The 24,208-nt window shown below is 64.9% G+C and carries 26 protein-coding genes; 16 read left to right on the top strand and 10 right to left on the bottom strand.

Going from position 1 to position 24,208, the window contains the following annotated elements; all coding sequences use genetic code 11:
- Window positions 1–46: 46 nt before the first annotated feature.
- Complete coding sequence (gene purM, locus BSQ44_RS10825; RefSeq protein WP_072603948.1) at window positions 47–1,111, top strand: phosphoribosylformylglycinamidine cyclo-ligase; 1,065 nt, start codon at window positions 47–49, stop codon at window positions 1,109–1,111.
- Window positions 1,108–1,824, top strand: a complete 717-nt coding sequence (gene purN / locus BSQ44_RS10820; protein WP_072603945.1) for a phosphoribosylglycinamide formyltransferase — start codon at window positions 1,108–1,110, stop codon at window positions 1,822–1,824. The genes purM and purN overlap by 4 nt, the downstream gene beginning before the upstream one ends.
- A 1-nt stretch (window position 1,825) precedes the next feature.
- Here purN and BSQ44_RS10815 read toward each other — a convergent pair whose 3' ends face one another.
- Window positions 1,826–3,934, bottom strand: coding sequence for a molybdopterin-containing oxidoreductase family protein (locus tag BSQ44_RS10815; protein WP_072603943.1), 2,109 nt, complete (start codon window positions 3,932–3,934; stop codon window positions 1,826–1,828).
- Between the two features lie 112 nt (window positions 3,935–4,046).
- Here BSQ44_RS10815 and BSQ44_RS10810 point away from each other — a divergent pair, with 112 nt between their 5' ends.
- Window positions 4,047–4,916 carry a 23S rRNA (adenine(2030)-N(6))-methyltransferase RlmJ gene (locus BSQ44_RS10810; RefSeq protein ID WP_072603941.1) on the top strand — a complete coding sequence of 290 codons (870 nt, stop codon included), beginning with the start codon at window positions 4,047–4,049 and terminating at the stop codon, window positions 4,914–4,916.
- Between the two features lie 9 nt (window positions 4,917–4,925).
- On the opposite strand, the gene BSQ44_RS10805 is transcribed toward BSQ44_RS10810, so the two are convergent.
- The gene (locus BSQ44_RS10805; RefSeq protein ID WP_072603938.1) at window positions 4,926–5,351 is read right to left on the bottom strand and encodes a nuclear transport factor 2 family protein; all 426 of its coding nucleotides are present in this window, start codon (window positions 5,349–5,351) and stop codon (window positions 4,926–4,928) included.
- A gap of 139 nt (window positions 5,352–5,490) precedes the next feature.
- On the opposite strand from BSQ44_RS10805, the gene BSQ44_RS10800 reads away from it, so the two are divergent.
- Window positions 5,491–5,931, top strand: a complete 441-nt coding sequence (locus BSQ44_RS10800) for a hypothetical protein (RefSeq protein WP_072603936.1) — start codon at window positions 5,491–5,493, stop codon at window positions 5,929–5,931.
- 55 nt (window positions 5,932–5,986) lie between these two features.
- Window positions 5,987–6,583: a glutathione S-transferase family protein gene (locus BSQ44_RS10795; RefSeq protein WP_072603934.1), complete on the top strand. Its 597-nt coding sequence runs from the start codon at window positions 5,987–5,989 to the stop codon at window positions 6,581–6,583.
- A gap of 102 nt (window positions 6,584–6,685) precedes the next feature.
- On the opposite strand, the gene BSQ44_RS10790 is transcribed toward BSQ44_RS10795, so the two are convergent.
- Complete coding sequence (locus tag BSQ44_RS10790; protein ID WP_072603932.1) at window positions 6,686–7,351, bottom strand: outer membrane protein; 666 nt, start codon at window positions 7,349–7,351, stop codon at window positions 6,686–6,688.
- Window positions 7,352–7,754: 403 nt separating this feature from the next.
- On the opposite strand from BSQ44_RS10790, the gene BSQ44_RS10785 reads away from it, so the two are divergent.
- The 6 genes from BSQ44_RS10785 to BSQ44_RS10760 all read left to right on the top strand — a co-directional run bounded on the left by BSQ44_RS10785 (window position 7,755) and on the right by BSQ44_RS10760 (window position 13,549).
- Window positions 7,755–8,516, top strand: a complete 762-nt coding sequence (locus BSQ44_RS10785) for an SDR family oxidoreductase (RefSeq protein WP_072603930.1) — start codon at window positions 7,755–7,757, stop codon at window positions 8,514–8,516.
- The gene (uvrC, locus tag BSQ44_RS10780; protein ID WP_083534685.1) at window positions 8,513–10,627 is read left to right on the top strand and encodes an excinuclease ABC subunit UvrC; all 2,115 of its coding nucleotides are present in this window, start codon (window positions 8,513–8,515) and stop codon (window positions 10,625–10,627) included. The genes BSQ44_RS10785 and uvrC overlap by 4 nt, the downstream gene beginning before the upstream one ends.
- A 680-nt stretch (window positions 10,628–11,307) precedes the next feature.
- Window positions 11,308–11,892, top strand: a complete 585-nt coding sequence (gene pgsA / locus BSQ44_RS10775) for a CDP-diacylglycerol--glycerol-3-phosphate 3-phosphatidyltransferase (RefSeq protein WP_072603928.1) — start codon at window positions 11,308–11,310, stop codon at window positions 11,890–11,892.
- Window positions 11,893–11,902: 10 nt separating this feature from the next.
- Window positions 11,903–12,154: a molybdopterin converting factor subunit 1 gene (gene moaD / locus BSQ44_RS10770; RefSeq protein ID WP_072603926.1), complete on the top strand. Its 252-nt coding sequence runs from the start codon at window positions 11,903–11,905 to the stop codon at window positions 12,152–12,154.
- Between the two features lies 1 nt (window position 12,155).
- Window positions 12,156–12,656 carry a molybdenum cofactor biosynthesis protein MoaE gene (locus tag BSQ44_RS10765; protein ID WP_072603923.1) on the top strand — a complete coding sequence of 167 codons (501 nt, stop codon included), beginning with the start codon at window positions 12,156–12,158 and terminating at the stop codon, window positions 12,654–12,656.
- 479 nt (window positions 12,657–13,135) lie between these two features.
- Window positions 13,136–13,549 (top strand): hypothetical protein, encoded by a 414-nt coding sequence (locus BSQ44_RS10760; RefSeq protein WP_072603921.1) that lies wholly within the window; start codon window positions 13,136–13,138, stop codon window positions 13,547–13,549.
- Window positions 13,550–13,682: 133 nt separating this feature from the next.
- Here BSQ44_RS10760 and ndk read toward each other — a convergent pair whose 3' ends face one another.
- Both ndk and BSQ44_RS10750 read right to left on the bottom strand, forming a co-directional pair.
- Complete coding sequence (ndk, locus tag BSQ44_RS10755) at window positions 13,683–14,105, bottom strand: nucleoside-diphosphate kinase (RefSeq protein ID WP_072603919.1); 423 nt, start codon at window positions 14,103–14,105, stop codon at window positions 13,683–13,685.
- Between the two features lie 107 nt (window positions 14,106–14,212).
- A complete protein-coding gene (locus tag BSQ44_RS10750; RefSeq protein WP_072603916.1) occupies window positions 14,213–14,905 on the bottom strand; it encodes a glutathione S-transferase family protein in 693 nt (230 codons plus the stop codon).
- A gap of 69 nt (window positions 14,906–14,974) precedes the next feature.
- On the opposite strand from BSQ44_RS10750, the gene BSQ44_RS10745 reads away from it, so the two are divergent.
- On the top strand, window positions 14,975–15,487 hold the full coding sequence (locus BSQ44_RS10745; RefSeq protein WP_072603913.1) for a DinB family protein: 513 nt from the start codon (window positions 14,975–14,977) through the stop codon (window positions 15,485–15,487).
- A gap of 28 nt (window positions 15,488–15,515) precedes the next feature.
- Here the strand turns inward: BSQ44_RS10745 and vapC are convergent, their stop codons facing one another.
- A complete protein-coding gene (gene vapC, locus BSQ44_RS10740; RefSeq protein ID WP_072603911.1) occupies window positions 15,516–15,908 on the bottom strand; it encodes a type II toxin-antitoxin system VapC family toxin in 393 nt (130 codons plus the stop codon).
- Window positions 15,905–16,102 carry a type II toxin-antitoxin system VapB family antitoxin gene (locus tag BSQ44_RS10735; protein WP_072603909.1) on the bottom strand — a complete coding sequence of 66 codons (198 nt, stop codon included), beginning with the start codon at window positions 16,100–16,102 and terminating at the stop codon, window positions 15,905–15,907. The genes vapC and BSQ44_RS10735 overlap by 4 nt, the downstream gene beginning before the upstream one ends.
- A 105-nt stretch (window positions 16,103–16,207) precedes the next feature.
- Here BSQ44_RS10735 and BSQ44_RS10730 point away from each other — a divergent pair, with 105 nt between their 5' ends.
- Both BSQ44_RS10730 and BSQ44_RS10725 read left to right on the top strand, forming a co-directional pair.
- Window positions 16,208–18,085, top strand: coding sequence for an ABC-F family ATP-binding cassette domain-containing protein (locus BSQ44_RS10730; protein ID WP_072603907.1), 1,878 nt, complete (start codon window positions 16,208–16,210; stop codon window positions 18,083–18,085).
- Entirely contained in the window at window positions 18,082–18,888 is an 807-nt protein-coding gene (locus BSQ44_RS10725; protein ID WP_072603905.1) for a crotonase/enoyl-CoA hydratase family protein, read from the top strand. Before BSQ44_RS10730 ends, BSQ44_RS10725 begins: the two co-directional genes overlap by 4 nt.
- 36 nt (window positions 18,889–18,924) lie before the next feature.
- Here the strand turns inward: BSQ44_RS10725 and BSQ44_RS10720 are convergent, their stop codons facing one another.
- The 3 genes from BSQ44_RS10720 to BSQ44_RS10710 form a co-directional block, all read right to left on the bottom strand.
- A complete protein-coding gene (locus BSQ44_RS10720) occupies window positions 18,925–19,551 on the bottom strand; it encodes a hypothetical protein (protein WP_072603903.1) in 627 nt (208 codons plus the stop codon).
- Window positions 19,552–19,664: 113 nt separating this feature from the next.
- Complete coding sequence (locus BSQ44_RS10715) at window positions 19,665–20,114, bottom strand: DNA polymerase III subunit chi (protein WP_072603901.1); 450 nt, start codon at window positions 20,112–20,114, stop codon at window positions 19,665–19,667.
- Complete coding sequence (locus BSQ44_RS10710) at window positions 20,111–21,619, bottom strand: leucyl aminopeptidase (protein ID WP_072603899.1); 1,509 nt, start codon at window positions 21,617–21,619, stop codon at window positions 20,111–20,113. Before BSQ44_RS10710 ends, BSQ44_RS10715 begins: the two co-directional genes overlap by 4 nt.
- 295 nt (window positions 21,620–21,914) lie before the next feature.
- On the opposite strand from BSQ44_RS10710, the gene lptF reads away from it, so the two are divergent.
- Window positions 21,915–23,114, top strand: coding sequence for an LPS export ABC transporter permease LptF (lptF, locus tag BSQ44_RS10705; protein ID WP_072603897.1), 1,200 nt, complete (start codon window positions 21,915–21,917; stop codon window positions 23,112–23,114).
- Complete coding sequence (lptG, locus tag BSQ44_RS10700; RefSeq protein ID WP_072603895.1) at window positions 23,111–24,199, top strand: LPS export ABC transporter permease LptG; 1,089 nt, start codon at window positions 23,111–23,113, stop codon at window positions 24,197–24,199. The genes lptF and lptG overlap by 4 nt, the downstream gene beginning before the upstream one ends.
- Window positions 24,200–24,208 lie beyond the last annotated feature (9 nt).

The raw sequence follows: 24,208 nt of genomic DNA, 5'->3' as shown, positions 1-24,208 counted from the left end.
TGCGAAGGACCGGGCGGCAACACCGTCAACCGACAGGCACGGCTCAATGAGCGACGGCAAAAACGGGCTCACCTATGCGGATGCCGGCGTGGACATCGACGCCGGCAACGCCATGGTGGAGAAGATCAAGCCGCTGGTGCGCGCGACGCGCCGGCCGGGCGCCGACGGCGAAATCGGCGGGTTCGGCGGGCTGTTCGACCTCAAGGCGGCGGGATTCTCTGACCCCGTGCTGGTCGCCGCCAACGACGGCGTCGGCACCAAGCTGCGCGTCGCCATCGAAGCGGGCATCCACGAGACCGTCGGCATCGACCTCGTCGCCATGTGCGTCAACGACCTCGTCGTGCAGGGCGCCGAACCGCTCTTCTTCCTCGACTATTTCGCGACCGGCAAGCTCGACCCGGATCAGGGCGCGGCTATAGTGGCGGGCATCGCCGAAGGCTGCCGCATGGCCGGCTGCGCGCTCATCGGCGGCGAGACCGCAGAAATGCCTGGCATGTACGCGGAGGGCGACTACGACCTCGCGGGGTTCGCCGTCGGGGCCGCCGAACGCGGCCTGCTGTTGCCGACCGATGACATCGCCGAAGGAGACGTCATTCTGGGGCTCGCGTCTTCGGGCCTGCACTCGAACGGTTTCTCGCTGGTGCGCAAGATCGTTGAGAAGAGCGGCCTCGGATGGGACGATCCGGCTCCTTTCGCCGAGGACCGGAGCCTTGCCCGCGCCCTGCTCGAGCCCACACGCATTTACGTAAAACCCTTGCTCCATGCGGTGCGCGGCACCCATGGCATCAAGGCCTTGGCCCACATCACCGGCGGCGGTTTCCCCGACAACATCCCGCGGGTACTGACGGACGACTGGTCCGCCGAGATCGATCTCGAGGCGATCGACGCTCCGCCCGTGTTCGGCTGGCTGCAGAAGACCGGCGGCATCGCCGACCTCGAGATGCTGCGAACCTTCAACTGTGGCATTGGCATGATCGCGGTGGTCGCCGCCGGCCAGGCCGCACAGGTCGCCGCCGTACTGAACCAGGCCGGAGAGACGGTCTCGCCCATCGGTCGCATATGTCCCCGCCGCGACGCCGGCGTCATTTATCGCGGAGCCATCGAACTGTGAGCACAAAGAAGCGGGTCGCCGTCCTCCTGTCCGGCCGTGGCTCGAACATGGAGGCGCTGCTGGCGGCGGCCTCGTCGCCGGAGTATCCCGCCGAGATCGTCGGCGTCCTCTCCAACAACGCGTCGGCGCGCGGGTTGGCGACCGCCCGCGCCCGCGGGATCGAAGCCGTTTGCGTGCCGCAGAAGGGGTTCAAGTCACGGGCGGAGCACGACGCCGCGGTTTCGGAGGCGCTGTCCGAATTCTCGCCCGACATCGTGTGCCTGGCGGGCTACATGCGCGTCCTCACCGCCGACATCGTGACGGCGTGGGCGGGCCGCATGATCAACATCCATCCGTCGCTGCTACCCGCGTTCCCGGGCCTCGACACGCACCGCCGAGCGCTCGAGATGGGCGTTCTCATCCACGGCTGTTCGGTCCACTTCGTGACGGAGAAGACCGACGACGGCCCGATCATCGCCCAGGCCGCGGTGCCTGTGCTGCCGGAAGACGACGCCGAAACGCTCGGGCAGCGCGTGCTGACCGCCGAGCACCGGCTCTACCCGATGGCGCTGTCGCTGGTCGCGCGCGGCGAAGCGCGGCTGGAAGGAGACCGGACCGTCTTTGCCGGCGCGGGCGGAAGCGATCCGGACCAGCGGCTCTTCTCGCCCTCGCCGGAAGAGATGTTCCGCCGGCAGGAGACCGACCTGGAGCACCTGGCGCGGTTCACGCCTTAGGTCAGCCCGCCGCCCTAACCCACACCCGGTTGTCGTGGAACGCCGCGCCGCCATAGGGGGCCGCGGCGTCGGCGCCGGTGAGCACGTTGATCCCCTCCCCGCGTTCATGCGCTGAATTCGGCCAGATGCCTTCGGCGATGACGACGCCGCGCCGGACGCCGTCGAACACTTTCGCATGAAGCACGATCTCGCCGCGGACATTGCCGAGTTCGACGCGGTCGCCGTCGGCCACGCCCAGCGCCACCGCGTCGTCGGGATGGATCAGAAGCTCCGGGCGCTTTTCGCGCGTCACGGAGCCGGGCGTCTCTGAGAAGCTCGAATTAAGGAATGAACGCGCCGGCGATGTGGCCAGCCGGAACGGGTGGTTCTCGTCCGCGACCTCGATCAGGTCGACGTGGTCGGGATACTCCGGCAGCCTCTCGTGCGGCCCCATCAGCCCCATCGACTTTGGCGGCTTGTTGGGCGCGACGCCGCCCTGCCATTGCGGCTTGAACCGGAACTTTCGGTCCGGATGGCCGAAGCCTGATAGGTAATGGGCCGTCTCGAATTCCGGCTGCAGGTCGGCCCAGCGCTCTTCCATGAACGTATCGAACGTGCCGAGACCACGCTTTTCCAGCATGATCTCGATGTGCTCGCGTGCTGTCATGCCGAAGCCGGGCCGGTCGGCCACGCCCAGGCGTTTCGCCAGTTCGTCGATGACGAAGAGGTTCTGGCGCGGCCCTTCCGGCGGGTCCACCAGCTTCGGGCCGAGCGTGACATGCTGGTTGCCGCCGCCCTTGTAGATGTCGTGATGTTCCAGGAACATCGTCGCGGGCAGCACCACGTCGGCGAGCTTCGCCGTATCCGTCATGAACTGCTCGTGGACGCAGGTGAAGAGGTCTTCGCGCAGCAGGCCGCGCTTCACCAGGCGCTGCTCTGGCGCGACGTTGGCCGGATTGGTGTTCTGGACGAGCAGCGCGGTCACCGGCGGACCGCCCTGCAGTGCGTCGGCGTCTCCGGTGAGGACGCGCCCGATCTGCGACTGGTCGAGATGGCGGATCGACGGGTCCATCATTGCGCCGCCCTGGACTAGGGACGAATCGAGCTTCAGCACGCCGCTGTTGGAATGGAAGGCGCCGCCACCCTCATATTGCCAGCAGCCGGTGACGGAGGCGATCGAAAGCGCCGCATGCATGTTTACCGCGCCGTTGCGCTGCCGCGCAAAGCCGTAACCGAGGCGGAAGAAGGTCCGCTTCGTCGTTCCGACCAGCCGGGCGAAGGCCTCGATCTCCCCGACGGAGAGGCCGGTGATGGCGGAAGCCCATTCGGGCGTGCGCGAGACCAGGTGCCGTTCCAGCCCGGCCGGATCGTCTGTGTACTTTTCGAGATAGTCGCGGTCGGCGAGCCCGTCGCGGAAGAGCACGTGCATCACGGCGCAGGCGAGCGCGCCGTCGGTGCCGGGCTTCAGGATCAGGCCCATGTCGGCCTGCTTCATCGTCGCGTTGTCGTAGATGTCGATGACGACGATCTTCGCGCCGCGCTCCTTGCGGGCGCGCACCGCATGCGTCATCACGTTGACCTGCGTAGCGACCGCGTTTGTACCCCAGATCACGACGCAATCCGACTTCGCCATTTCGCGCGGATCCGGGCCCGCGAGCCGGCCGGTGCCCATCACGTAGCCGGTCCAGGCGAGATTGGTGCAGATCGTGTCGAAGAAGCCGGAATATTTCTTCGCGTGCCGCAGCCGGTTGATCGAATCGCGCTGCACCAGGCCCATCGTGCCGGCGTAGTAGTAAGGCCACACGGTCTCCGAACCGTGCCTATCTTCCGCCCTCAGGAACTTTTCGGCTACGAGATCGAGCGCGGCTTCCCAGCTCGCCTCCTTCCAGCCGCCCTCCCCCTTGCCGCCGGCGCGCACCAGCGGCTTCAACAGGCGGTCGGGGTGGTGGATCCGCTCGGAATAGCGCGCCACCTTGGCGCAGATCACGCCGGCCGTATAGGTGTTCTCCTTCGCCCCATACACCCGGCCGATGCGATCGGGTCCCAGGATCTCGACGTCGAGCGCGCAGGTCGAGGGGCAGTCGTGCGGACAGGCCGAATGGCCGATGCGGATGGGCGCGAGCTGGTTCATGCCGGGAGAGTAACCGCTTTCAGAAGCCCGTTACAGGCCGCCCGGACGATTTCGTTTGATCGGATCGATCACGCGTGGTGATGCATTCGGGAAAGAACGTGAAGCCGCAGCCATGAACTACCGCCACGCCTACCACGCCGGGAATTTCGCCGATGTCTTCAAGCATGCCGTGCTGGGGCGCATCGTCGAGTACCTGAAGCACAAGGACAAGACGTTCCGGGTGATCGACACCCATGCCGGCACGGGCCTCTACGACCTCTCGTCCGACGAGGCGCAGAAGACGGGAGAATGGCGGGGTGGTATCGGGCGGCTGATGGACGCCAGCCTTCCGCGGCAGGCCAGCGACCTGCTGGCACCCTATCTGGATGCCGTGCGCGCCCTCAATCCGGATGGAGGCGTGCGCCACTACCCAGGCTCGCCGACACTGGTGCGCCACCTGCTGCGTTCACGCGACCGCCTGACCGCCGTCGAGCTCCATCCCGACGATGCCTCACGCCTGAAGGCACGGTTCGCCGGCGATTTTCAGGTCCGCGTCATCCAGCTGGACGGCTGGCTGGCGCTGGGAGCACAGCTTCCGCCGAAGGAGAAGCGCGGCCTCGTGCTGATCGACCCGCCCTTCGAGGAGACCGGCGAGTTCGACCGCATCGCGGAGCGGCTGGGCCGGGCACACCGGCGCTGGCCTGGCGGCATCTATGCCGTGTGGTACCCGATCAAGGATGGCGGCGCGGTGAACGCATTTCACGACGCACTACGTGGCGCGAAGATTCCGAAGATTACCGATTTTTCGATCCTCGTCCGGAAACCATCGTCCGAACCGAGGCTCGACGGCTGCGGCATGCTCGTCGTCAACCCGCCCTTCACGCTGGAGGAAGAGATGCGTACGATCATGCCAGCACTGTCGGCACGCCTCGGCGAACGTGGCGCCGGGAACTGGCAGATCGAAGAGATCGCGGGCGAGGCCCCGCCCTCCGACGACGCTTGAGAACGCCGACTAACGGAAGACCCTTCGCTTCAACCTCTCCAGGCCCAGGAAGAAGCCGCCGATGCCGTTCGGGCCGTAGGGCTCGTAGGCGCGCATGCTGACGATCAGCCCGTCCTCCACGTCGACCACGAAGACCTGCGGGAAAGACAGTTTCTGACCGCCCTTCAGCACGTGGTTGGTGTCGATCTCGAAGGCCGCACTGCGGCCATCCGCGCCCTCGAAGACCCGCGCGATCCGGAAGCCGAACTGCTTCATGACCGAAAGTCCCCAGACCAGACCCTTCTCGATCTCGGTCCGACCGCGCATCTCTGGATTGGGATAGTGCGGATCGATCAGCACGCCGTTTTCTGCAAAACACCCGAGCGCTGCGGGTATGTCGGCCGCTTCCGCTGCCCTGAACAGGCGTTCGACGACGCCCCTGACGTCCTCTTGCATCGGCCGATCCCCCTGCCCATCGCAAATTCACGTTACGCTTCGGGGCGGGAAAGGCAACCGATCCGTCTTGACCGGTGTCCCTCCGGACCGCAGAGTGCCGCCTGAACTTGAAGCACCCCACAAAATCCGGCAGGTCCCCATGAACCGTCTCGCGGCTTTCGCAACATCAGCGGCAATCGCTGCCGGCGCGTCATTGCCGGTCACCGCACCGGCAAGCAGCGCCGATCTTTCCGGCGGCTACTATGTGGACAGCAGCATCTGCAGCGAAGGATGGGTGCTGAAACGCGTCTCGGACAATTTCCGCTATCAGGTCCAGCACGTCCCGAACCTTCCGGACGTCGCGATCGTCGATTTCCGGAACGTGCAACTCCAGCGCTATCTCGGTTCGTCCGAGACGTGGCCGGTACCGCGCACCTATTGCGAAGCCACGGTCACGCTGTCCGACGGACTGAGCCGCACCGCCTGGTACTTCATCGAGGAAGGCATGGGCTTCGCAGGCGTCGGCTCCAACGTCGAAGCCTGCATCGACGGGTTCGATCGCTGGAATGTCTACGACGGCCGCTGCCGCGTGGCGCGGTAGGGTTTCTTTCCCTTCCATCGAACCCAGCACCACGTTCCAACCGAACCGGATCCCGATGACGCGCATCCTCTTCTCGAATGCATCGCCCTACAGCGCCAAGGTCCGCATGGCGGCGGCCTATGCCGACATTCCGTTCGAATCGGTCGCGGTCGACACTAATGCCGAACCGGCCGTGCTGATGGACGCCAATCCGCTCGGCAAGATCCCGGTGCTCCTGATGGACGACGGCGCCGCGATCTTCGACAGCCGGGCCATCACCCAGCAGCTGAACCGCATGTCCGGCAACCGGCTCTTTCCGCGCAATGCCGCCAAGCGCGCCGAAGCCGAACGCCTGGAGGCGCTCGGCGACGGCATCGCGGATTGCCTGCTCGCGCATGTTTACGAGCGGCGCTTCCGCCCCGAAGACAAGATCCATCAGCCATGGCTCGACAAGCAGTGGTCGAAGGCGGTGCGCGCGCTGGATCATTTGAACGCGAACGCGCCGCGGCTGGGAAAGAAGATCAACGCCGGCCACATCGCGCTGAGGGCGGCGCTCGGCTATCTGTCGCTGCGATTCGGCGAGGACTGGCAGCGCGGCAGGCCCAAGCTCAAGCGCTGGATGAAGCGGTTCGACAAAAGCTTTCCCGAACTGCTCGAATACGTTCCGAAATAGCCCGTCGCGAGGAACGCTCTCCTGACACACGAAAGGCCGGACCCATGAGGTCCGGCCTTTCGCCGTTCTGGTTGGCTGGCCGACTGTGTCGGCTGCCGGGACTTAGAACTTGAAGCCGAGGCCGAGCAGGAAGTTGTTGGACGTCGAGTCCACTTCCGTAGCGCCGCCGGTCAGGGCGAAGTCTTCCTTGCCGAGATCGGTGTAGCGGTATTCACCGCGCACGAAGACCTTCTCGGTCACCTTGACGTCCGCACCGACGCCGGCTGTCCAGCCGAGCATGGTGTTTTCGTCGGAGGTCAGGCCGTCGGACACCTCGACACGGGCCGCGGCGCCACCGCCGGTACCGTAGATCAGGATGTTGTCGGTCGCGGCGACGCCCATGCGGGCACGCAGCGAGCCGTTCAGCCCATGATCGGTAGCAACCCCGGCATTGGCGCCGTCGCTCCAGTCATAGCCGATATCGCCTTCGAGACCGTAGACGAACATGCCGCTCTGGCCGTTCCAGCCACCGAACACGCTACCGTTGAAGCCATCGGTGTCGATGGAATTGCCCGGAACCTCGTCTTCGCCGCTGAAGTTGTAGCCGCCCTGGATACCGGCGTACCCGCCAGCCCACGATGCGACGGGAACCTGGTCGTACTGGATCGGCGCCGGTGCCGGCGGCTCCTCGCCGATGACGTCGGCCGCGAAGGCAGGCATGGCGCCCATGACGGCCGCGAGCCCGAAAGCAGCGGCAACGTTCCTGCCGGAGAGAATCTTGTTTGACATTGTCATAGCTCCTTAGCCGTACTTGCGGAGACGCTCGGTCTCCTACTCTGAAACGCGCCCCGACCCGCGGGGAGGAATGTTCTCGGGCCGGGCGTGTTCCCAATGTCGGTGACAAATGAGGCTGAACCGAAGGTCAAAAGGGGTCATCGGCTGGCGGCGAAATGGCGGAAAGATGACGTGTCATTCATGCAACAGGGTCTGACACCGACCCGTCTCCCGGCAATGAAGGCCGAATGCGAAATGCCGACAAGTTTATGAAAACTCTAGAGATTGCCGGCCAGGCCTTCTCGACAAGCCAAGAGGCTATCGCCGCCCTGACCGTGGCAGCTATCGGCGGGAGGCCGCTTTCTTTCGCGTTTCGGCCGCATATATGAATGGAACACTAACGAAGCGGGTGGAAATCATGGCGAAAAAGGCGGTTGCGCTGGTCACCGGCGCGGCGAGGCGCATCGGCGCGGCGATCGCGGCCGACCTCGCCGCGAACGGCTTCGCCGTCGCGATCCACTGCAACCGCTCCTGCGCGGAAGCCGAGCCACTCCGCGCCTCGATCGTCGAAAAGGGCGGTAGGGCTGCGGTCGTGCGCGCCGACCTCGCGAATCGCGAAGAAACGGCCGGGGTGATCGAGGCGGCGGAAGCCGAACTTGGCCCCGTCCGCCTCCTGGTCAACAATGCGTCTGCCTTCGACAGGGACGAAGCGCAATCGCCCGACTGGAGCACCTGGGACCGGCACTTCGCCCTGCATCTCGAAGCTCCGGTCCAGCTTTCGTCCGACATGGCGCGGCGGCTCCCGGAAGGAGAAGCGGCGCTCATCGTCAACATAATAGACCAGCGCGTCTGGAAGCTGACGCCGCAGTTCTTCTCCTACACCCTTTCCAAGTCGGCGCTGTGGACCGCCACGCAGACCATGGCCCAGGCTTACGCGCCGCGCATCCGCGTCAATGCGATCGGTCCCGGTCCGACACTGCGGAACCAGCGTCAGCGCGAATCGGATTTCGAACAGCAGAAAGAGGGCCTTCTCCTCAAGACCGGCCCGATGCTGACGGAATTCGGCGCCACGATACGCTATCTGTGGGAGACGCCGTCGATCACAGGCCAGATGATCGCGCTCGACGGCGGCCAGCATCTTGCCTGGCAGACGCCCGATGTGACAGGCATGCACGAATGAACTCGACCAAGACCGAACACCGCCCGCTTCCCGCGGGCCGCAAGGCGCGACCGGAAACCGAGAGTGACGACGTCGCCGGCTTCCTGCCCGGCGCGGAAGGAGACGATTCGGACGGCGACGAAGACACCGACCTGGAGGCCTTCGAAACCACGGCGGCAGCCTCCGACGTGCCGGCGGTCGAATGGGATTCGGCTTCGATCGACGCGGAGGGCAAGAGCGGCGCGGACGTCATCGCCCATTTCGTGAAGCGTCTGCCGAACGCGCCCGGCGTCTATCGCATGATGAACGCGGCGGGCGACGTGCTCTATGTCGGCAAGGCGCGCAGTCTCAAGAAGCGCGTCTCGAACTACGCGCAGGGCCGGTTCCACACCAACCGTATCGGACGCATGGTGCGCGAGACGGTCTCGATGGAGTTCGTCGTCACGCGGACCGAGATCGAGGCGCTGCTGCTGGAAGCGAATCTGATCAAGCGCTTGCGGCCGCGCTTCAACGTTCTGCTTCGGGACGACAAGTCCTTCCCATACATCCTCATGACCGGCGACCATACCGCGCCCGGCATCTTCAAGCACCGGGGCGCGCGCTCGCGCAAGGGCGAGTACTTCGGCCCCTTTGCCTCCGCCGGCGCGGTCGGCCGCACCATCAACGCGCTGCAGCGGGCGTTTCTGCTCAGGAGTTGCACCGATTCGGTCTACGAAAGCCGGACGCGACCTTGCCTGCTCTACCAGATCAAGCGCTGCTCGGGCCCCTGCACCGGCGAGATCGGCGAGGCCGACTACGCCGAACTCGTCAATGAGGCGAAAGACTTCCTGTCCGGCCGCAGCCAGAAGGTGAAGGCGGAGATTTCCGGCGCCATGCAGGAGGCCTCCGAGGCGCTCGATTTCGAACGCGCGGCGGTCTTCCGCGACCGCCTCGCCGCACTCAGCCACGTCCAGAGCCACCAGGGCATCAATCCGCAATCCGTCGAGGAGGCGGACGTCGTCGCCATCCACCAGGAAGGCGGGCAGAGCTGCATCGAGGTCTTCTTCTTCCGCACCGGGCAGAACTGGGGCAACCGCGCCTATTTCCCGAAGGCCGACCCCTCGCTGGAATCCGCCGAGGTGCTCGGCGCCTTCCTGGCACAGTTCTACGACGACAAGCCGTGCCCGCGGCATATCCTGCTGTCGCACGTCGTCGAGGAGCAGGAACTGCTCACCCAGGCGCTCGCCACCAAAGCCGGCCGCAAGGTCACGATCTCGGTCCCCCGACGCGGCGAGAAGAAAGGCCTGGTCGACCACGCGTTGCAGAACGCTCGCGAGGCGCTGGGCCGCCGGATGGCCGAGACTTCCTCCCAGGGGCGGCTGCTGGCCGGACTGGTCGACGCCTTCGGTCTGCAGCGGCCGCCCCGGCGCGTCGAAGTCTACGACAACTCCCATATCATGGGCACGAACGCCGTCGGAGCGATGATCGTGGCGGGCCCGGAAGGCTTCGTGAAGAACCAGTACCGGAAGTTCAACATCCGCTCGACCGACATCACCCCCGGCGACGATTTCGGCATGATGCGCGAGGTGATGCAGCGGCGCTTCTCCCGGCTGCTCAAGGAACACGGCCAGTCACCCGGCGCGACGGCGGATAGCGGCGGCGCGGAAGGCGAGAGCGAGGATGACAGCGGCGCCTTCCCCGCCTGGCCCGATCTCATCCTGATCGACGGAGGCGCGGGACAGATGTCCGCCGTGCGCAAGATCCTTTCAGAACTCGGCATCGAGGACCGCGTGGCTGCCGTGGGCGTCGCCAAGGGCGTGGACCGCGACGCGGGTCGCGAACGCTTCTTCGTCGCGGGGCGCGAACCCTTCATGCTGCCGCCGCGCGATCCGGTGCTCTATTTCATCCAGCGCCTGCGCGACGAAGCCCACCGCTTCGCCATCGGCTCCCACCGGGCGCGGCGCAAGAAGGAGATGGTGCGCAGCCCGCTCGACGAGATCGACGGCATCGGCCCCTCGCGCAAGCGCGCTCTGCTGCACCACTTCGGCACCGCCAAGGCGGTCGGCAAGGCCGGCGTGGAGGATCTGATGACGGTCGAAGGGATCTCGGCCGGAATCGCCCGGCAAATCTACGAGCATTTCCACGAAAACTAGAACGCAACGCGCGTCGACGGGTTTGCCAAGGGGGAATCTGACGAGATAATCTCGTTCGTGCGCGCCGATTGCGCACCTTACGCACAAGCGAACCATTGTCGCATCCGGTTTCGACTCACAGCTTCAGCATCAGGATTTGATCCAATCCGATCGCCTTGTGCTTGGAAGGAAAAAACTGGACGCAAATTTTCCTGGGGAAACTATCTCTTGTTGCTTCTATTTTTATCAATTATTTCAATATCTTAATCGATTACAACTTCAAGGCCTCTGGGCGTCTAAAAATTTCCCGATTTTTTCCTTGCCAACCCCCGAAAAATGGCGTCCCTAAAAGTACTGCGAGACAGAATCCAAAATTGATCTTATCAATGAAGGATTCCGTCCGCCGATGTCCAAACGCCCCCGCCTCCCTGGCGATCCTCCCACTTCTCGAAAGAAGCGTTCAGCCCCGCCGAGTATCGAATCGGTGTTCCGGCTCATGGCCGCGATCTTATACCTGCTGGCCAGCCTGTTCTGAGGAACGATGGATGTTTCCCTGGGACTCTATGCCTTGGCACGGTCAAGCCCTCTGCAATCACAAAAAACAGTGTTCCGTCCGTGGCCCAAGAAGGCCCCGGCCGGTTGCGGTTGACCCCGGCCCACTCCATCTGGTTTGTGTAGCGCTCACTTCGGTCCGGATTTTCATGGCTAGACGCGCATTCAACCTGCCCAATCTGCTGACGTATGCGCGCATCCTGGCCGTGCCGCTGGTGCTGCTCTGCTTCTATCTCGAGGGACGCACGCGGCCGACCGACTTCTGGCGCTGGTCCGCCTTCGCCATTTTCGCCGTGGCGAGCATCACCGACTATTTCGACGGCTATATCGCGCGAATCTGGGCGCAGACGTCGAACATCGGCAAGATGCTGGACCCGATCGCCGACAAGCTTCTCGTCGCGGCGGTCCTGCTGCTGCTCGCTTATGATCGCACCATCGACAAGTGGTCGCTGTGGGCCGCGATCATCATCCTGTGCCGCGAGGTGCTGGTGTCGGGCCTGCGCGAATACCTCGCCGAACTGAAGGTGAGCGTGCCGGTCACCCGGCTCGCCAAGTGGAAGACGACGCTCCAACTCGTCGCGATCGGATTCCTGCTCGCCGGCCCCGCGGGAGACAAAGTTCTGCCCTATACGACCGAGATCGGGATCACGCTGCTATGGGTCTCGGCGCTGGTGACGCTCTATACGGGCTACGACTATTTCCGCGCCGGCATCAGGCACATCATCGACGAATGACGGCAAGCTCATGAAACTGATCTATTTCGCCTGGGTGCGCGAACGCATCGGCCTCTCGGAGGAAGAGGTCACGCTGCCGCCGGACGTCGCCACCGTGAAGGACCTGCTGCGATGGCTGAAGGCGCGCGGCGAGGGCTACGAGCACGCCTTACAGCACCCGGACGTGATCCGCGTTGCGATCGACCAAGAACATGTCGACCATCGCGAAACGATCACCGGCGCCTCGGAGATCGCGCTGTTCCCGCCCATGACCGGAGGATGACGTGCCGGACGCACCCGTGACACCGGTGGTGCGCATCCAGGCGGAGGAATTCGACCTCGCCGCCGAGGCGGCCGCCCTGTCTCGCGATCGCCGGGACGTCGGCGCGGTTGTCACCTTCTCCGGCATCTGCCGCGACGACGCGGGCACCCTCGCCGCGCTCGAACTGGAGCACTATCCCGGCATGGCGGAAGCGGAAATCATGCGCATCGCCCGCCAGGCCGCGGAGCGGTGGCCCCTGACCGGCCTCACCGCCATCCACCGTCATGGCAGGATCGCGCCGGGCGAGAACATCGTGCTCGTCGTCGCCGCTTCGGCCCACCGGCAGGCGGCGTTCGAGGCCGCCTCGTTCCTGATGGATTTCCTCAAGACCCGCGCGCCCTTCTGGAAGAAGGAACACCGCCGCGACGGGACAGAAGGCGGATGGGTCGAGGCACGCGATGCCGACGACCACGCCGCGTCGCGCTGGGCGTCAGGGGATCAGCCGGCGGAAATCAAGTCCTAGTCATCGCCAGCCCACCTGCGTCATCTCAGGGCGCAGCCGGAGCGATAGCGAAAGCGCAGACCCTGAAGGAAGTGGCGCTCCGAATGCGCCATCAGTTCGGGTTGCGGCTGTCGATCGCGAGCAGCCGACCCCCACCGCCCGCCGCCGACGGTTAGCGAGGACACCCCCCACCTTCGTCATCCCAAGGCGAAGCGGAAGGGATAGCGGAGGCGCAGACCCTGGGATCCACGCCTGGGCATCGCGGCCACGGGAGGTGGTGCAGAAAGCCCCTCCTCCGCCACCTCACCTTCGCCACCTCTCAGGCATGGATGCTCGGCTCTCCCTCCGCTGCGCTCCGGTCGGCCGAGGATGACGAAGCGGAGGGGGCTGCCGGCGTGGACGAGACCGGTGCCTACACCAGCCGGATCAACGACTTCCTCGAATTCCATCCACGCGCCCGCGACCGGCGGCACAATGCCCGGTGAGCGAAAGGACGCGACATGGACGTGCAGGCGGCAATGGTGGACGAAAGGATGCTGCGGCGCGTCATCGCGCTGCTCGTCTCGTTCGCCGACCTGGCCGAGCGCGTCGCCGGCCGGTCCGCGCCGGTCCGCTGGCTCGTGCTCCTCATCCTGCGCCATGCGGAGATGGTGGCGGAGGACTTCGTCTTCGACGCAGCGGGCATGCCGCCCGCCGCGCTCGAAGGAATCGCGGCGGTCGGGAATGACCCTGACGATGCTCTTTGCCTCGCCGCGCGCTTCTACGCGCTGGCGGTTGCGCTCTGCGCCCTGTTGCCGATCGGGGGCCGGTTCGACTGGCGGTCCGTGCAGCGCAGCTTGTCATCTGGCCCCGTCGCACCGGGCTCGGGCCGCGCCCTGAGCGGCTATGCACCGAAGCCCAACGACACGTCGTAAAGCAAGTCGGGGTAAGACAAGTCGGGCTCCCCGGACGGTCGAATTGCTTCGCCGTTCGTATGAGCTTCGCCGCGCCAGAAAAAAGGCCGGCGCAAGCGGCCGGCCTTCGATATTTTATCCGCGAGACGGATGATCAGCCGACGATCTCGATGTCGGAGAACCAGTACTTGATCTCCTGCGCGGCGGTCTCGGGGGCGTCAGAGCCGTGCACCGAGTTCTCGCCGATCGACAGCGCATGCGCCTTGCGGATCGTGCCTTCGTCAGCGTTCGCCGGGTTGGTCGCGCCCATCACTTCGCGGTTCTTTGCGATGGCGTTCTCGCCCTCGAGCACCTGGACGATCGTAGGGCCGGAGGACATGAATTCCGTGAGCTCCTGGAAGAACGGCCGTTCCTTGTGCACCGCATAGAAGCCCTCGGCCTCGCGCAGGCTCATCCACACGCGCTTGGACGCGACGACGCGCAGGCCCGCATCCTCGAGCATCTTGGTGATCGCGCCGGTGAGGTTGCGCCTCGTGGCATCGGGCTTGATCATCGAAAAGGTGCGTTCGATCGCCATCGTCTGTTCCTTCTGAAATCGGATTGGGAAAGTGGCGGCTCTATACAGGCCGCCCCCGACGATGCCAAGGGGACAAGATGGCGGGCAGGCAAGCTTCCAGCGGCCCCTCAGGCCGCCGCGGGAACCTTCGCGCCGAGGCCGTCGTGCAGGTGCAGACACCGCTCGAACCAGTCGCGGATGGGATCGTCCTCCGCGAGCGGCTGGTACGACGAGACGATGCGCGCCCACTGGAAGGCGCCGAAGACGATGTAATCGCAAAACAGCGGAGACTGACCTCCGATGAAGGGCTGCACGGAGAGCGTACTGCGCAGCGGCTCGAGCGAAGCCCGGAACGCCACCAGCTTCTCCTCGCGCCCGACCGGCACCTCCTCGATTGGTTTGCCGAAGCGCTGTTCGCGCGTGCGCCGGAAATGCGCCTTGTCCTCGGCATCGAGACAGTCATGGATGTCCATCAGCACCGCGGCGCCGAGATAGGTATGGATCGTTAGCTGGGTCCAGCGCTCCACGAAGCGCGCCATGGCCTTCCCTCCGTCGCCGCCAAAGAGCGTCGGCCGGTCCGGATAGGTCTCCTCCAGATAGAGCGCGATATCGAAGGAGTCCGACACCAGACGGTCGCCGTCCCTGATCAGCGGAACGGTCTTGGTCGCGCCCTCTTCGACCCTGGGAATGGCCGTGAAAGGAGCCGGCATGGACTTGTACTCCAGCCCCTTGTGGGCCAGCGCCATCGATATCTTCCAGCAATGCGGGCTGAACGGCCGCGCGGCGTCGGCACCGACGAGTTCGTAGAGCAGAATGGCCATTGGAACGGCTCCCCGGCAGGTGTTAATGGAGGCGGCAATTGAACCCGTCTCGACCGGAAAGAAAAGAGGATGAAGCACCATTTTCAGATGCTCGCCGCCTATAACGGTTGGGCCAACGGGCGACTCTACGATGCAGCCGCCGACCTGACGGACGCCGAGTTCGCGCAGGACGTCGGCGCGTTCTTCCGCTCGATGATGGGCACGCTGAACCACGTCCTCGTCGCGGACCGCATCTGGATGAAGCGCTTCACCGCCCACGGCGAGGCGCCGCGGTCTCTCGACGCGATCATCCATCCCAATCTCGACCCGCTGCGTATCGCGCGCGAAGCCGAGGACGAGCGGATATTCGGCTGGATCGACGGCCTCGGCGAGGCGGCCTTCGCCGGCCGCTTCTCCTACATCACCGTCACCGACATGCGGACCGTCAGCCAGCGGCTGGCGCCCGCCCTCGCCCACTTCTTCAACCACCAGACCCACCACCGCGGCCAGGCGCACACCATCCTGTCCCTGCTCGGCCGCGAACCTCCGAGCTTGGACATGATCTACTTCCAGCGGACGGAGGAAGGTCGGCAGTTCGCGTGAGGGGCTGCTGTCGCGGAGGGAATGCGGATCAGCGCCACACGGCCAGGCTCAGATGCCCCTCCATGGCGACGAAATCGCGATCATTGTGCAGGAGTTGCGCTCCGTTCCTGATGCACCACGTAGCGATGATCACGTCGATAGTGCCGCGCACCGTGACGCCGCGTCGCCGTAACGCGCGATAGTTCGCCGCTGCGTCAGGAGCGACGTCGGGGCCGCAGAGAACTACGCAGGGGATCGGAGACAGCTTGCGAGCGATCTGGCGAAGCTTGTGCTCACTCCCTGCGCCTTGCAGCACCTCAACGAGGATGAGATCGCCCATCACGATTTCACGATCCTCGATCGCCGCGTCCAGGCGTGCAACCGCACTGGTTTCGCGCCCGGCGAAATAGTCGATCCACACGGATGTATCGGCGAGGATCACTTGTCCCGGCGCATCGCGTCGAGGTCGCCTTCCCACTCGACGGTTCCTCGAAGCGATCTGATATCCTTCACGGCCTTGCGCCATTTGAGCTGGTCACGCAGAGCTTCGTCGACGACCTGTCTCTTCGTCTTCGCCCCGGTAAGAGCCATCAATTCCCGAACGAGTGCCTCATCGATTTCGATATTGGTGCGCACGGCCACCTCCGATGTGTAGCGTCAGCCTGAATATACACACCCGCGCGGCAGTGGCCAAATGCTCCTCCCCTTGCCTTTGCGGCGAGCGTCCGCCAAAAGCCCGCCATGATCACGCTTTCCGACATCTCCTTGCGCATTGCCGGGCGCCTTCTCATCGACCATGCATCGTTGTCGCTGCCCGCCGGCGCGAAGGCGGGGCTCGTCGGTCGCAACGGAACGGGCAAGACGACGCTCTTTCGCGCCATCACCGGTGAACTCGCGACAGAGACCGGCACCATATCGCTGCCGAAGAATGCGCGTATCGGTCAGGTGGCGCAGGAAGCGCCGGGCACCGAGGAGGCGCTGATCGAGATCGTGCTCAAGGCGGACAAGGAGCGGGCGGCCCTTCTGGAGGAGGAGAAGTCGGCGACGGACGCGAACCGGATCGCGGAAATCCACATGCGGCTGGCCGACATCGACGCACACTCCGCCGAGGCACGCGCCGCGACGATCCTGTCCGGTCTCGGCTTCGACGAAGAAGCTCAGAAGCGTCCCGCGTCGTCCTTCTCCGGCGGCTGGCGCATGCGCGTGGCGCTCGCGGCGGTGCTGTTTTCCGAGCCCGACCTGCTGCTCCTCGACGAGCCGACCAACTATCTCGATCTCGAAGGCACGCTGTGGCTGGAGAACTACGTCTCGCGCTACCCGCACACCGTGCTCCTGATCAGCCACGACCGCGACCTGCTCAACCGCGCGGTCACCTCGATCGTCCATCTCGACCAGAAGAAGCTCACCTTCTGGCGCGGCGGCTACGACCAGTTCGAGCGCCAGCGCGCCGAGCAGATCGAGTTGCAGGAGAAGGCGCGCGTCAAGCAGGACGCGCAGCGCAAGCACCTGCAATCCTTCGTCGACCGGTTCCGCGCCAAAGCCTCCAAGGCGCGGCAGGCACAGTCGCGCATCAAGGCGCTGGAGAAGATGAAGCCGATCGCCGCGTGGAGCGACGAGACCGTGCGGCCGTTCTCCTTTCCCGAGCCGGTCAAGAGCGTGGCCTCGCCCATCGTCGCCATCCAGGGCGGCGCGGTCGGTTACGAGCCCCGCAAGCCGATCCTCAAGAACCTGACGCTGCGGATCGACGAGGACGACCGCATCGCCCTGCTCGGTGCCAACGGCAACGGCAAGTCCACCTTCGCCAAGCTGATCGCCAGCCGGCTGGAACTCGACACTGGCGGCATGACCATCGCGCCGCAATTGAAGGTCGCGATGTTCGCGCAGCATCAGCTCGACGACCTGCGCCCGGAGGAGAACGCCATCGAGCACGTGCGGCGCCTGATGCCGGACGCGCCTGAGGCCAAGGTGCGCGCGCGCGTCGCCCAGATGGGGCTTGCGACCGAAAAGATGACGACGGCGGCGAAGGACCTTTCGGGCGGCGAAAAGGCCCGGCTGCTCATGGGGCTGGCGTCGTTCGAGGGACCGAACCTCTTCATCCTCGACGAGCCGACCAACCACCTCGACATCGATAGCCGCGAATCCCTCATCCACGCGCTCAACGACTATCCGGGCGCGGTCATCCTGATCTCGCACGACCGGCACCTGATCGAGGCCACTGCCGACCGGCTGTGGCTGGTGAAGGACGGCACGGTGGCGCCCTACGAGGGCGACCTGTCCGACTATCGCAGCCAGATCACGGGCGGGTCGGCGGACAGACGCGAGAAGCGCGAGGCGGACAAGGCGTCGAAGGCCGACAAGCGCCGCGAAGCCGCCGCCCGCCGCGCTGCCATGGAGCCGGTGGCGAAGCAGGTGCGCGCGACGGAGGGGCTGATCGAGCGGACCCGAAAGAAGCTCGACGGTGTCGAGGACGAGCTTGCAAATCCGGCGCTCTACGAGAAGGATCCGAAGAAGGCGACCCGGCTCGCCAAGGAGCGGTCTGAACTCGCGGCCGCGCTGGCGCGGCACGAGGAGACATGGCTAGAACTCTCCGCCGAATACGAGCAAGGAATAGCCGAATGAGCATCAAGGCCGCGACGCATGGCGAGATCAGGGTCGTCACCATCGATCGGCCGGAAGCCCGCAATGCGGTCGATCCGGAAATGGCGTCGCAGCTGTTCGCCGAGTTCACGGCCTTCGACCGCGACCCCGCGCTCAAGGTGGCCATTCTGGCCGGCATACCGGGCGCCTTCTGCGCCGGCTTCGACCTAAAGCGGGCGGCGGGCGGAATGGGCGAGACCTGGTATGCAGAGCACGAACTCGACGCGAGCTTCGACGGACATGACGACCAGCCGCGCAAGGGTCCGATGGGACCGACCCGGCTGACGCTTTCCAAGCCCGTCATCGCCGCCATCTCCGGCCCCGCCGTCGCCGGCGGCATGGAACTCGCCCTGTGGTGCGACATGCGGGTGATGGAGCGCTCGGCCTACATGGGCGTCTACTGCCGCCGCTGGGGCGTCCCGCTGATCGACGGCGGCACCGTCAGGCTTCCCCGCATCGTCGGGCACGGGCGTGCGATGGATCTGATCCTCACGGGAAGGCAGGTCGAGGCCGAGGAGTGCCTCGCGATCGGCCTTGCCAACCGGCTCTGCGACGACGGCGCCGCGCTGGAGACCGCCCTCGAACTCGCCGGCCAGATCAGCCGGTTTCCGCAGGCGTGCATGCGCGCCGACCGAAAGTCCGCCCTCGAGCAGTGGTCGCTCGACATTCCCCATGCGCTCGCCAACGAATGGAAGAGCGCGGAAACCTTTCGGGCGGAAGGCAGCGCCGGAGCCGCGCGCTTCGCGTCCGGCAAGGGACGCTCCGGCGATTTTTCCGAGATCTAGGAGAACTGGCGAGGCTCCAGCCGAAACGTCGGCCGCCTATTCTTCCTTGTCGGTGCCCTTTTCGGCTCCCCTGCCCCACTTCGGCTTCTCGGCTTCCGCCTTGCGATTGATAATGCGCCGGCGGCGGAACATGGCCACGAACCCGACCACACCGACGAGAATGAGAATGTAGCCGATGGGGACGGCCCGCGGGTCGAGTTCGAAAGCGCCCGCATTCAGGATTAGTACGACGCCTTCGAGCGGAAGGTCTTCGATATCTCCCTGTTCGACGGTGAAGACGTAGTTCTCGTCTCCGTCGACAGGATCGATGGTTGCCACGTCGGCGCGATAGACCATTCCGCCCTGCGGGCTTGCGGACCGCGATTCGGCATTCTCGAAGGAGACCGGGGTGGTGAGCACCGTCCGGTTGTCCGTTGTCGCGATTATCCTCAGGACCTCCACACCCTCGCCGGTGGTGAACGGCGCCGAGGTCTGCATCTCGACCGTGACGCTCACCGGCGCCTCTGACGGTGCCAGCGCGACTTCGGCGGGCACGAATCCGCCAGCCTGTCCGAACACCGGAAAGGTGCCGATCTCGTATCCGCTGACGTTCCTGACCGCCCAGGGATAGCCGACCCCCAGTGCGAGGCCGGCAAGAAGGATGATCAGGAAGAAGAAGCGCATGCTTGGCAGTCCGTTCTTGCGGCCATGTCGTCGATGCGCGATTTGGCACGCACCCGCGGCGATGTCCAGAAATGGGCCGCGAGGCGACCCTTCGAGTTCCGTCCCGGAAAAGCTTACGCCTTCCGCTCCCACCGGCGATCCGGTGTCTGCTGCCAATACGTCGCCTGATGCCCGGCGGATCGCACAGCCCGCCAGTCGTCGCGTGCCAGCGCCACCTGCGCTTCGTCATGTCCGTCGAACATGAAGACTGCGCGCTGGTATTCATCGAGGGTCGGGGCACGGGCGCCGTCGACGATGAAGCGTATCGCCGCTGCATTGGGATTTCCGGTGCCGGTTGTCAGCAGCACGGGCTGCTCCGCGGCATGTGGATCGCGATCGGTGCCGTGAGCGACGAAGGAATCATCCCGGAATGTCCACAAATGCTGGTCGAGCGAATCGCGGCGCTCGTCACTGCCGGTCTGCACGACCACCCGCCAGTCGCGCGCGAGCGAACGTTCGAGGAGCGGCGGAAGCGCATCCTCGAGCGTGGATTCCGTCAGGTGATAGAAGAGGATTTCCGTCACGCCTCGTAGTGGTCCCTGATCAGCCGGTCGAGCAGCCGCACGCCGAAGCCTGATCCCCAGGACTGATTGATGTCGCTCGCCTGCGATCCCATTGCCGTGCCGGCGACGTCGAGATGCGCCCAGGGCGTGTCCTTGATGAAGCGCTGCAGGAATTGCGCGGCCGTGATCGCGCCGCCGTAGCGACCTCCGATGTTCTTCATGTCGGCGTTCTTGGATTCGATCAGCTTGTCATATTCGGGCCCGAGCGGCATGCGCCAAACCTTCTCGCCGGTGGCGTGACCCGCGGCGAAAAGCCGTTGCGCGAGCGCGTCGTCGTTGGAGAACAGGCCGGCATGCGCCTGTCCGAGTGCAACCATTATCGCGCCCGTCAGCGTGGCGAGGTCGATGACGAAGCCTGGCTTGAAACGGTCGTTGCAGTACCAGAGCGCATCCGCCAGCACGAGGCGGCCTTCGGCGTCGGTGTTGAGCACCTCGATGGTCTGGCCCGACATGGAGGTGACGATGTCGCCGGGACGCTGCGCGTGCCCGTCGACGGCATTCTCGACAAGGCCGATGATCCCGATCACGTTCACTTTCGCCTTGCGCGCGGCAAGGGCATGCATGAGGCCGGTCACGGCAGCGGCGCCGCCCATGTCGCCCTTCATGTCCTCCATGCCGGAGGCGGGCTTCATCGAGTTCCCACCGGTGTCGAAGGTGACGCCCTTGCCCACGAAGGCGATCGGCTGGTCCTTCCCCTTGCCGCCGTTCCAGTGCATCACCACCAGGCGTGCGCCGCGCGGCGATCCCTGCGCCACGCCAAGCAGAGCGCCCATGCCGAGCTTCTTCATCTCCTTCTCGGCCAGGATCTCGACCCTGACGCCAAGGTCCTCCAGCTTCTTCGCCCGGTCCGCGAACTCGACGGGACCGAGGATATTAGCCGGTTCGTTGACCAGGTCGCGCGCGACACATACACCGGCCGCCACGGCATCCACGTCCGCGAAGGCCTTCTTCGCCCGCGAGGGATCGGCGCAATGGATCGTCAGCTTGGCGATCTTCGCCGGGGCTTCGCCCTCTTCGTCCTTTTCCTTGCCATCCTTCTTGGTCTTGTACTTGTCGAAGGAATAGGAGCGGAGCAGGAACCCCAGGGCGAAGGCCGCTGCTGCATCGGCGCCGGGCGCCTCGCCCGGCAGATCCAGCACGAGTGCCGCCTGTTCCGCCTTCTGCACCATCGCGCAGGCGACGCCGCCGAGCCTGATCCAGGCCTGTTCGTCCAGCTTGTCGACCTGGCCGGCGCCGACGATGCAGAACCGGTCGGCCTGCGCTCCCTCGGGCGCCCAGACCTCCAGCCGCGTAGCCATCTTGCCCGTGAACTTGGCCGCACCCGCCGCACGTGTCAGCGCTCCGGACGGATCGACCGAGCCAACTGCATCGCCCAGCCCGCCCTTATCGGCCATGAGGAGAACGACGGCGCCGGACTTCGGTGCGGCGGTCAGCTTCGCGAAAGCAATCGATGGTGGCTTGTGCATGTCAATCCGGTTCTGTTCGAGGGCCCGAGTCTGAGATCGAGCACATATCTAGAACAGGCGGGCGGTCTCGTGAACCTGATTGTGATCGCATTTGCCTCCATTGGCGGCTAACGAAGCCTTAACCATGCTTCTTCGCCCTTTTTTAGCCCTGCTGACCCATCATGAATGTGATCGGGGACGATGGTTTTCTGAACGCAGATCGAAGCGCGAGCGGTTGTAAGGCCAGCCTCGCGCGGATAGCCTGCCTGGCGCATCGGAGCGAAGGGCTAGGGACAGGAGCGCTGGCATTCATCCTATGAAACTCGTCGAGCGATACGTCTTCTCCCGTGCGATGAAGGTATCGGCCAGCGCTCTCGCGGTCGCGCTCGGCATAGCGTGGACCACGCAGGCGCTCAGCCGCATCAATCTCGTGACCGACAGCGGCCAGACGGCCATGACCTTCTTCGAGGTGGCGACGCTGCTGCTTCCAACCGTCGTCGGGGTCGTCATGCCCTTCGCGGTGATCATCGGCGTGACCCAGACGCTCGCCGCGATGAACCAGGATTCGGAACTCGCCGTCATCTCGGCATCGGGAACCTCGCGTTGGACCATCGTGAAACCGGTGCTCGTTCTCGCGCTTCTGGCAAGTACGCTCTCGTTCTTCGTCGACAACGCGATCGAACCCGCGGCACGCCAGCGCGTTCGCGACATCATCGCCAACGCCAATGCGGACATCCTCACCTCGGTCATCGAGGAAGGGTCGTTCCGAAAGATTCAGGACGGCCTCTTCGTCCAAGTCGCCGAGCGACTTCCAGACGGTCGTCTCGGCGGAATATTCGTGGCGGATTCGCGCACCAAGAACATCGACCTGGCCTTCTATGCCAAGCAAGGAGAAATCTACAGCGAAGGCGACGACCGGATACTCTTCATGCGCGACGGCGAAGTTCACCGCAAGACGCCGGGAGGCGATGTCTCCGTCATCAAGTTCGTGTCCTACGCGTTCGATCTCTCCGAGTTCAAGTCCAAGTCGGACAGCGTTTTCCTGTACCCCAAGGACCGAACCCTGGGATACCTGCTGGAACCCGATCCGGACGACAACATCTATCAGCAGGTCCCGCTGCTCTACGTGGCGGAATTGCATCGAAGGCTCACCGACTGGACCTACTCCATCGTTTTCGCCCTGATCGCGCTTGCCGCCGCGGGCGATGTGCGCTCGCACCGGCAGGCGCGGATTCACCCCATGGTCACGGCGATCGCCTACGCATTGCTCGTGCGGTGGGAAGGGTATTTCCTCGCCGACAAGGTTGAGGACAGCCGGGCTTTCATACCGCTCCTCTATGCCGTGCTTCTGGGAAATTCGCTCTTTGCGCTCTACTTCGTCGTCACCGGGCGCCTGCTGGAGCTTCCCGCTTCGTGGGCCGAAGCCCTGGGCAACCGGATCGCATGGCTGGCGGCGTGGTTCCGGCGCATGATCGGTTGGCTCAATCCTCTGCGTCCGATGGAGGGCAGGTCATGATCGGCTGGACCCTCGGGCGGTACTTCTTCCGACGCTACGTGGTGATCACCCTCTGGTTCTTCGCCGGGATTTCCGCGCTCATCTTCATCATCGACTTCACGGAGCAGGCCAATCGCTTCGGGTCGCTTCCGGGTTACTCCCTCGAGTTGGGCATCCTGATGACGGCCCTGCGCATTCCACTGATCCTCCAGCAAACGGTGCCGTTCGTCGCGCTTTTTGCGGCAATGGCCACTCTTATCGCCCTCAACCGCAAATACGAACTCGTGATCGCCCGTGCCGCCGGCGTTTCGGCGTGGCAGTTCCTGCTGCCCTCCTGCATCGGCGCGCTGATGTTCGGGCTGCTGACGATCTTCGTCCTCAACCCGATTGCGGCCCATGGAGTGGCGCGGATGGAGCAGATCGAGAGCGAACTCCGCTCCGGACACTCCAACGCGATCTCGGCTTCCTCGGCGCCCTGGTTGCGGCAGAAGACGGAGGATACCGAGACCATCATCGGCGCACGCGCCGTGCTGGATTCGGGCCTGACCCTTTCGGACGCGGTCTTCATCCAGTTCGGCGAGAACGGCGACATCGTGATGCGCCAGGATGCCCGCCGGGCGAACCTGACCGATGGATACTGGGAGCTCCACGACGTGCGCGTATCAGTTCCCGGCGAAAAGCCGGTGTCGGTGCAAACCACGCGCGTTGCAACGAACCTGCGCCCGGAGTTCGTCCAGGAAAAGCTCGCCCGCCCCGAGGCGACGCCTTTCCTCGAACTTGGCGAAAAGATCGAAGTGGCGAAGGCATACGGCTACGCTGCGAATGCGTTTGCCATGCAATATCATTCACTTGTTGCGATGCCGGTGCTACTGGTCGCAATGACGCTCATCGCGGCGACGGTGTCGATGCGGTTCGTCAGACTCGGCCAATCGGCGACCCTGATTCTGGGTGGCATCCTTGCGGGCTTTCTGCTTTATGTCGTCACGACTCTGGTCAAGGCGTTCGGCAGTTCGGGGATCGTGCCGCCGGTCATCGCAGCCTGGATGCCTGTGGTCGTCGCGATGTTTTTCGGGGTGACCTTTCTGCTGTACAAGGAGGACGGTTAGTTGGGGTTG

This window comes from Aquibium oceanicum (assembly GCF_001889605.1).
In the GTDB taxonomy this organism is placed as follows: domain Bacteria; phylum Pseudomonadota; class Alphaproteobacteria; order Rhizobiales; family Rhizobiaceae; genus Aquibium; species Aquibium oceanicum.
Note: the sequence above shows the minus strand (reverse complement) of the source record. Positions and strands in the feature narration are given on the sequence as shown.